The organism is uncultured Nevskia sp. (genome assembly GCF_903885465.1).
Taxonomy (GTDB): Bacteria; Pseudomonadota; Gammaproteobacteria; order Nevskiales; family Nevskiaceae; genus Nevskia.
Genome location: NZ_CAISIQ010000250.1, coordinates 1 through 7,765, shown reverse-complemented (window position 1 = coordinate 7,765; position 7,765 = coordinate 1). Strand labels below are relative to the sequence as shown.

At 69.0% G+C, this 7,765-nt stretch carries 6 protein-coding genes and 1 pseudogene; 6 read left to right on the top strand and 1 reads right to left on the bottom strand.

Annotation, left to right across the window (positions count from 1 at the left end; translation table 11 throughout):
- The 6 genes and pseudogenes from QZY06_RS09440 to QZY06_RS09415 form a co-directional block, all read left to right on the top strand.
- Positions 1–294 (top strand): annotated as a pseudogene (locus QZY06_RS09440) (hypothetical protein); the annotation flags it as partial.
- A 19-nt stretch (positions 295–313) separates the two neighbouring features.
- Entirely contained in the window at positions 314–2,239 is a 1,926-nt protein-coding gene (locus QZY06_RS09435; protein ID WP_295683329.1) for a protease modulator HflK, read from the top strand.
- Positions 2,236–3,180, top strand: a complete 945-nt coding sequence (gene hflC, locus QZY06_RS09430; RefSeq protein ID WP_295683324.1) for a protease modulator HflC — start codon at positions 2,236–2,238, stop codon at positions 3,178–3,180. Before QZY06_RS09435 ends, hflC begins: the two co-directional genes overlap by 4 nt.
- Positions 3,177–4,232 carry an SPFH domain-containing protein gene (locus tag QZY06_RS09425; RefSeq protein ID WP_295683320.1) on the top strand — a complete coding sequence of 352 codons (1,056 nt, stop codon included), beginning with the start codon at positions 3,177–3,179 and terminating at the stop codon, positions 4,230–4,232. Before hflC ends, QZY06_RS09425 begins: the two co-directional genes overlap by 4 nt.
- Positions 4,229–6,133 (top strand): heavy metal translocating P-type ATPase, encoded by a 1,905-nt coding sequence (locus QZY06_RS09420; RefSeq protein ID WP_295683314.1) that lies wholly within the window; start codon positions 4,229–4,231, stop codon positions 6,131–6,133. Before QZY06_RS09425 ends, QZY06_RS09420 begins: the two co-directional genes overlap by 4 nt.
- A gap of 67 nt (positions 6,134–6,200) precedes the next feature.
- Positions 6,201–7,292: an acetamidase/formamidase family protein gene (locus QZY06_RS09415; RefSeq protein WP_295683311.1), complete on the top strand. Its 1,092-nt coding sequence runs from the start codon at positions 6,201–6,203 to the stop codon at positions 7,290–7,292.
- A 3-nt stretch (positions 7,293–7,295) separates the two neighbouring features.
- Here QZY06_RS09415 and QZY06_RS09410 read toward each other — a convergent pair.
- Positions 7,296–7,765: MATE family efflux transporter (locus tag QZY06_RS09410; protein ID WP_295683308.1), on the bottom strand; the 470-nt coding region annotated here is incomplete at its 5' end.

Genomic DNA, 7,765 nt, shown 5'->3' with positions numbered 1-7,765 from the left:
CTGGTGCTCCTGGTGACCGATGATGGCAGAGAACCCGCCAAGAAGCCGGGGGCGAACCCGGGCTACGGCCTTCTGGGCATGCGCGAACGGGCGGTCTCGGTCGGCGGCTCGCTCGAGTACGGGCCGGTTCCGGGAGGGGGCTTCTCGGTGAAAGCCGTGCTGCCGGTGGCGATGGACATCGTCGGCCGGCCGTTCGACGAGCCCTTGATCATCCGCATCGCCGCGGCCTATGAGGCGGCGACCAAGCACCGCAAGCCGCCGCCGGCCTTCGGGCCGCTGAAGGGCGAGCCGTAAGCAAGCGTTTCAGCAGGCGATGCCTGTCGACCTGAACAGCGACGGCCTCGATCTCGCGGCCCAGCCGCGCTTCCGGCTGGCTGCGCTGCAGGCGCGCCGGCTGCTGATCCAGGCGCTGGCGCTGGGTGCGCCCGCGCTGGTCGCGCTGGCGGCGGCCTGGGTCTGGCCCGCGGCTGCGGACTCGCTGCTGGCACCGCTGGCGGCTGCCGTTGGCGCCGCGCTATGGGTGCTGGCGCTGGGCCTGCTGTCGGCGCGTTCTGTGGCTGTCTGGCGCAGAGCGGCAATCGCGCCACTAACCGCAGCGGCCGAGCCACTGCCGCCAGATGCAACCCGCTATCGGCGTGCGCTGTGGAAGCTGCGTTGCGCAGCGCGCGCGCTGATTCGTCTGCTGCGCAGCGATGGTGCCCGCGCCCTGTTTCTGGCCCTGGCAGCGCTGCTGCCGCTGATCACCGTGATCCGCTGCTGGAACCTCGCCCTGCCCGGTGCGGCGCTCGGGCAGCTCGGCTATGCCGGTGGTGCGGCGCTGCTGCTGATGATCTTTGGCCTGCTGGTGCTGGAGCGCTGGTTCGCCAATCTCGCCGCGGCCGAATCGCCGGAAGCGGCGCGTCTCGCCAGGCTGGTCCGGGTACCGCTGCTGATATTGAGCCTGGCCGCCGCCTGCCTGTTCTTCAGCCGCGCCGACAGCCTCTGGCCGGCACGGCTGGCGGTGCTGGCCGGTCTGCTGCCGGCCGCGGTGGCGGCGGAGTTCGCGCTGCGTGCGCTGCTGTCGCTGTTCATCCGGCGACCGCCGACCGAAGAGCCGCGCCTGCTCGCCGACAGCTACTTCGCTCGCCAGCTGCAATGGCCGCCGCGGCCGCTGGCCAATCTGCAGGACGAGCTACAGCAACGCTTCGGCATCGATCTGCGTCAGAACTGGGCCTTTGGCTACATGCGCCGCGCGCTGCTGCCGGTGCTGGGCGCGGTGCTGCTGGTCGGCTGGCTGATGACCGGCATCCGCGAAATCGCCATCGACGGCCGCGGCATCTACGAACGCTTCGGCAAGCCGGTGGAAGTGCTCGGCCCCGGCCTGCATGCCGGCCTGCCCTGGCCATTCGGGCGGCTGCGCGCGGTCGAGAACGGCAGCATCCACGCAATCAGCACGGTGATCGAGGACGACGAAGCCCCGGACACCAGCAGCGCCGAAGGCCTGCCGCCGGACTCGTCGAACCGGCTCTGGGACGCCGCCCACGAAAGCGAGAACGGCCAGGTGATCGCCGGCCTCGCCGGTGACCGGCAGAGCTTTCAGGTGATCAACATGGACGTGCGCTTCATCTACCGCATCGGCCTCGGTGACGCCGCAGCGATGGCCGCGACCTACAACAGCGCCGACCTGCCGACCCTGATCCGCAACACCGCCGGCCGCGTGCTGGTCGAAGATTTCGCGTCGCGCACGCTCGATGGCGTGCTCAGCGAAAAGCGTGACGCGCTGGCCCGCGATGTCGGCCGCCGCGTGCAGGCCGATCTCGATGCGCTCGGCAGCGGTGTGGAAATCCTCGCGACCTTGATCGAACAGATTCATCCGCCCTCCGGCGCTGCCAACGCCTATCACGGCGTGCAGGCTTCGCTGATCAAGGCGCAGGCGGCAATCGCCCGCGAGCGCGGCCGCGCCGCAGAAGAAATCAACGACGCCCAGCTGCAGGCCTCGATCGCCACCGACAAGGCCAATGCCATCGCCCGCGAAGCGATGTCCGGTGCCGAAGCCGTGCAACTGCGCTTCGCTGCCGAACAGAGCGCCTATCAGGCCGCCGGCAAGGCCTTCGTGCTCGAGCAGTATCTCGGCCAGCTGAGCAGCGGCCTGAAGGACGCGAAGCTGGTGCTGCTCGATCACCGCATCGGCAGCGGCGCTTCCGCACCGACCCTCGACCTGCGGCGTTATGCGCCGCCTGCGGACACCGCGATGCCATGACTCAACTTCAAAGCCCAGCCAAGGCCATCACGCCACTGCCGCGCCGCCGCCTCGTGATCGCCGCCGTGCTGGTCGCCTTCGCAGTCGCCACCGCGAGTCTGGTACAGGTCCGCGCCGGCGAAGCGACGGTGGTCACCCGCTTCGGCAATCCGGCGCGCGTGCTGCTGGCACCGGGCCTGGCCTGGCGGCTGCCGGCGCCGTTCGAGACCGCGATTCCGGTTGATCTGCGCTTGCGCACCACGTCCAGCGGCCTGCAGGACGCCGGCACCCGCGATGGTCTGCGGATCATCATCCAGGCCTATGTCGCCTGGCAGGTCGAGCCCGATGCGGCCAGCGTGCAGCGCTTCATGCGCGCGGTGCAGAACCAGCCCGATGAAGCGGCGCGGCAGATCCGCACCTTCGTCGGCTCGGCACTGGAAACCACCGCCAGCGGCTTCGAGCTGTCGCAGCTGATCAATACCGATGCCAAGAAAGTGCAGATCGCCGATTTCGAAACGCGGCTGGCGGCGCAGATCGAACAATCGCTGCTCAAGTCCTACGGGCTGAAGGTGGTGCAGGTCGGCATCGAGCGCCTGACGCTGCCCAGCGTCACCCTGGCCGCGACCGTCGACCGGATGCGCGCCGAGCGCGACACCATCGCCACCGAACGTACCGCGATCGGCAAGCGCCAGGCCGCCGAAATCCGCTCCGCCGCCGAGCGCGATGCGCGGATCATCCAGGCCGATGCGACGGTCAAGGCGGCGCAGATCGAGGCCGAATCGCGCGTGCAATCGGCCGGCATCTACGGCCGCGCCTATGCCGGTGCGCCGCAGCTGTACAAGCTGCTGCGCTCGCTCGATACGCTCGGAACGCTGGTCAATCCGGGCACCCGGCTGATCCTGCGCACCGACGCCGCGCCGTTCCGCGCGCTGGTCGACGGGCCGCCGGACATGGCCAAGTGAGTACTGATCCGAGCCAAAATCCCTGGCTGCAGGCCGGCCGCTTCGCGTTCATCGCGCTGTATGCGGTGACCGCGCTGGTGGCGCTGCGCTGGGCGACCTCGAACATCGCCCAGGTGGACCCGCAGAACGCCGCCGTGGTCGTCCGCATGGGCACGCTTGATCGGGTGCAGAACGCCGGTCTGCTGCTGGCCTGGCCGCCGCCGTTCGAGCGCGTGCTGCTGCTGCCCTCGGCGGAAAGCGTGCTCGAGCATCGGGTCACCGGGCTGGCCCGCTCGGCTGCTGCGCGCGCTGCCGAGATGTCCTCAGAGGACGATGACGAAGCCGCCCCCTTGAACGATGCCCTGGCCGGCTCCGGCTATCTGCTGACCGGCGACGCCGGCATCGTGCAGATGGATCTGCGCGTGTTCTACAAGGTCACCGAGCCGCGCGATTACGCGCTGCAACGGGATCATCTGCTGCCGGCGCTTGATCGCCTGGTAACGCGGACTGCCCTCGCCGCCTGCGCCGCGCGCGATCTCGACACCATCCTGGTGGCGCGGCCGGAGCTGGTCGCCGACAGTGCCAACAGCGCCGCCGCCGAGCAGCGCGAGAAGCTGCGCGGCGAGCTGGTGCAGAGCATCAATGCTCGATTGATGAGCCTGAAGCAGGCCGGCAACGGCCTCGGCATCGAGATCGCGCGGGTCGACGTGCAGTCCTCGCTGCCGCCGGCCACGGTCGGTGCCTTCAATGCCGTGCTGACCGCCAGCCAGCAGGCCGAGCGCAATGTCGCCGAAGCGCGCAGCGATGCCGCCTGGAGCGTGCAGCAGGCAACGCAGGCGGCGGATCGTCTGCTGCAAAGCTCCGAAGCGACCGCCGCCGAACGTCTGGCCAAGGCGCAGAGCGATACCGCCGCCGTGCAGCAGCTGGCGCAGTCGATGCGCGACGGCGTCGATCCCGGCCTGCTCGAACGCGTCTATCGCGAGCGGATCAAGGCGGTGCTGGCCAAGGCCGGCTCGGTGACCACCGTCGATCCGCGCGACGACGCAAAGCTGATCCTCTCGGGTACCGAATGAGCACCACCACCGCAGTGCTGAGCCAGGACGAACAGCGCAGCGCCGCCCGCCAGCTGAGCCTGGCGATGACCGCGCTGGGTCTGTTCGCGCTCGGCCTGGCCTGGAACGGGCTGGCGCCGAGCCAGGCCGGTGTCGGCCAGCTGATCCTCGGCGCGGCAGCACTACTGGTCGGCGTGCCGGTGCTGCGTGCGGCCTGGCACAGCCTGCGTCATCCCGATCTGCACGGCATCACCGATCTGCTGATCGCGCTGGCGATGCTCGGAGCCTGGGCGGTCGGCGATCTGATCACTGCGGTGCTGCTGCCGATCGTGATGATCTTCGGCCACGTGCTCGAGGAACGCAGCGTCATCGGCTCGCAGGAAGCGATCGAATCACTCGGCAAGCTGACGCGCAGCAGCGCCCGGCTGATCATCGCCGACGGCAGCCTGCGCGAAGTCGACAACGCCGAGCTGAAGCCGGGCGATCAGGTGGAGGTGCGTGCCGGTGACCGGGTGCCCGCCGATGGCCGCGTACTCGAAGGCCGCGCCAGCCTGGATACCGCGCCGATCACCGGCGAATCGCTGCCGGTGGAAGCGGTCGCCGGCGTCGACGTGTTCGGTGGCGCGATCAATCTCGACGGTCGTCTGCGCATCCTGGTCACCCGTACTGGCGCCGAATCGACGCTCGGCAAGGTGATCGGCCTGATGCAGCGCGCCGAGCGCTCGAAACCGCCGATCACGCGGCTGCTCGAACGCCACGCCAGCCAGTATCTGGTGCTGGTGCTGCTGATCGCCGCGGTCACTTACTTCACCACCCAGAACCCACAGGCGATGCTCGCCGTGCTGGTTGCCGCCTGCCCCTGTGCGCTGGCGCTGGCGGCACCGGCCACGGCAATCGCCGGCATCGCGGTGGCGGCGCGTCACGGCATCCTGATCCGCGGCTCGGCGTTTCTCGAAGAACTGGCCGACACCAGTTCGCTGATCGTCGATAAGACTGGCACCTTGACCTTCGGCAGCCTGCGCCTGCAGACGCTGCAGCTTGCCGATGGCGGCACGCGCGAAGCAGCCTTGCTGCTGGCCGCAAGCCTCGGCGCCGTCAGCAGCCATCCGGTCAGCCGGGCGCTGGCACGCCAGATTCCTGCTGAAGCCCTGTTGCCGCTGGATGAGATTCGCGAACGCCCCGGCCTCGGCGTGATCGCCAGCAGCGCGCAAGGCGAAGTGCTGCTCGGCCGGCCGGAGCTGTTCGAGCAGCACGGCATCGCCACCACGCCGGTGCCGGCGCACGACGGGCCGATCGCCGGCCTGGCGCTCGAAGGCCGCTTCCTCGCCTGGCTGCTGCTGGCCGACACCCTGCGCCCGGAAGCCGCCGAAGCACTCGCCGATCTGCGCCAACTCGGCCTCGGTCGCCAGCTGCTGCTGACGGGCGACCGGACCAGCGTCGCGCATGCAGTCGCCCAGGACGTCGGCATCGCCGAGGTGCAGGCCGAGGCACTGCCAGAGGACAAGCTGGTCCGCGTCACCACCGAGATCGGCGCCGGCTTCCGGCCGATGGTGGTCGGCGACGGCATCAACGATTCGCTGGCGCTGAAGGCCGGCGTGGTCGGCGTGGCGATGGGTGCCGGCGGTGCCGACATCGCGCTGGCTTCGGCAGACATCGTGCTGATCGGCAGCGATCTGCGCCGCCTCGGCACCTGCATCCGCTTGAGCCGCCTGTGCCGGCGCACCTTGTTCATCAACGTCGTCCTCGGCCTGGCCTGGACTTTGGCAATCGTCGCCGCCGCGGCCTTCGGCCTGCTTGGCGTGGCCGGCGCGATGATCGCGGCGATCCTGCACAACCTCAGCAGCATGCTGGTGCTGGCCAATGCCGGGCGCCTGCTGCGCTTCCACGAGCCGCTACTGAAGCCGAAGGCTGGCATCACGTAGGGGGATAGCGTCGACAGCCGTCCGATGGAGTGTCACCGACGACTTTCGACCTCATCCGGAGCAGATCATGCGGGCATTGGCTTCCACGGCGTTGCTGGCCGTTCTCAGCAGCACGACGCTTTCGGCCTTCGCGGCTCCGGCCTACGAGCACTATCTCAAGCTGCGGCCGGAGAACGTCGCGATCGGCAATTTCCCGATCGAGAAGAAGCCGATCCTCACCGTGAAGTCCGGCGCCACGGTGCGCATCGACGGCGGTGGCGGCCAGCGCTGGCAGGACAAGGATCCGCTGGTCTGGGCCAAGGAAGAAGGCATCAGCCTGACTGCCGAACAGGCGGCGGCGATGACCGAAACCGCGCGCGTGCTGAAGGAAACGCCGCGCCAGGCCGGCATCGATGGCGGCCATATCCTGGTCGGGCCGATCGCCGTCGAAGGCGCGATGCCTGGCGATGCGATCGAGATCCGCATCCTGTCGGTGGAGCCGCGCATTCCGTACGCAACGGTGTCGACCCGGCCGGGCCGCGGCGGCATTCCCGATGAAGTGCCGGAAATCTATTCGCACACCGTCAAGCTCGATCTGGCGCGCAAGGTCGGTGTCTACGAACCCGGCATCGAGATTCCGCTCGGCCCGTTCATGGGCGTGATGGGCGTGCAGCCGCCGTCCGAGGATGGCCCGAACCGCCGCAGCGGCCCGCCCGGCGTGTTCGGCGGCAATCTGGACTGCAAGGAACTGGTCGGCGGCACTTCGCTGTTCCTGCCGGTGTTCCATCCGGGCGGCCTGTTCTACACCGGCGATTCGCATGCCGGACAGGGCGACGGCGAAGTCACCGTCACGGCGATGGAAACCGCCAACACCGCGATCCTGCAATTCATCCTGCACAAGGGCATGAAGCTGACTGCACCGCGCGCCGAAAGCACGACCCACTGGATGGCCTTCGGCCTCGATCCGGTGCTCGACAAGGCGATGCAGATGGCGATCCGTCAGACCAACAGCTACCTGTTCGACTTGAAGGGCCTGGAGTTCAAGCGCGCCTTCACCCTGTCGAGCATCGGCGTCGACTTCCGGGTCACCCAGGTGGTCGACGGCACCCAGGGCATCCATTCGATGATTCCGAAGAAGATCTTCATCAACGACAAGAGCCGCTTCTGGTCGGCTAAGTAACGATCAGGTCTCGACGGGCCGGGACGTCGATGCCCCGGCCCGTCTAACCAGCTTGCCGGCCTTGTGCCGGAAGCGTAGCGACAGGCCCAGCGCGGCCATGCCGAGCCCGGCGGTCAGGCCCCACCACATGCCGTCCGGGCCGAGGCCGGCGCGGAACGCCAGCCACCAGGCTACCGGCATGCCGATCGCCCAGTACGACAGCATCGTCAGCAGCATCGGCATGCGGGTGTCCTTCAAGCCGCGCAGCGCGCCGTTGGCGGTGGCCTGCAGGCCGTCGAACAACTGGAACGCGGCGGCCAGCCACAGGAAGCCGGCGGCCTGCATCGCGATCACCGTGTCGTCGGTGTAGAAGGCGACGATCAAGCCGCTGAACAGCAGCATGATCGCGGCGTTCGACGCGGCATTGAGGCCGCCGAGCGCAACGCCGGTGTAGCCGCGGCTGCGCGCCGCTGCAAAGTCGCCAGCACCGGCGG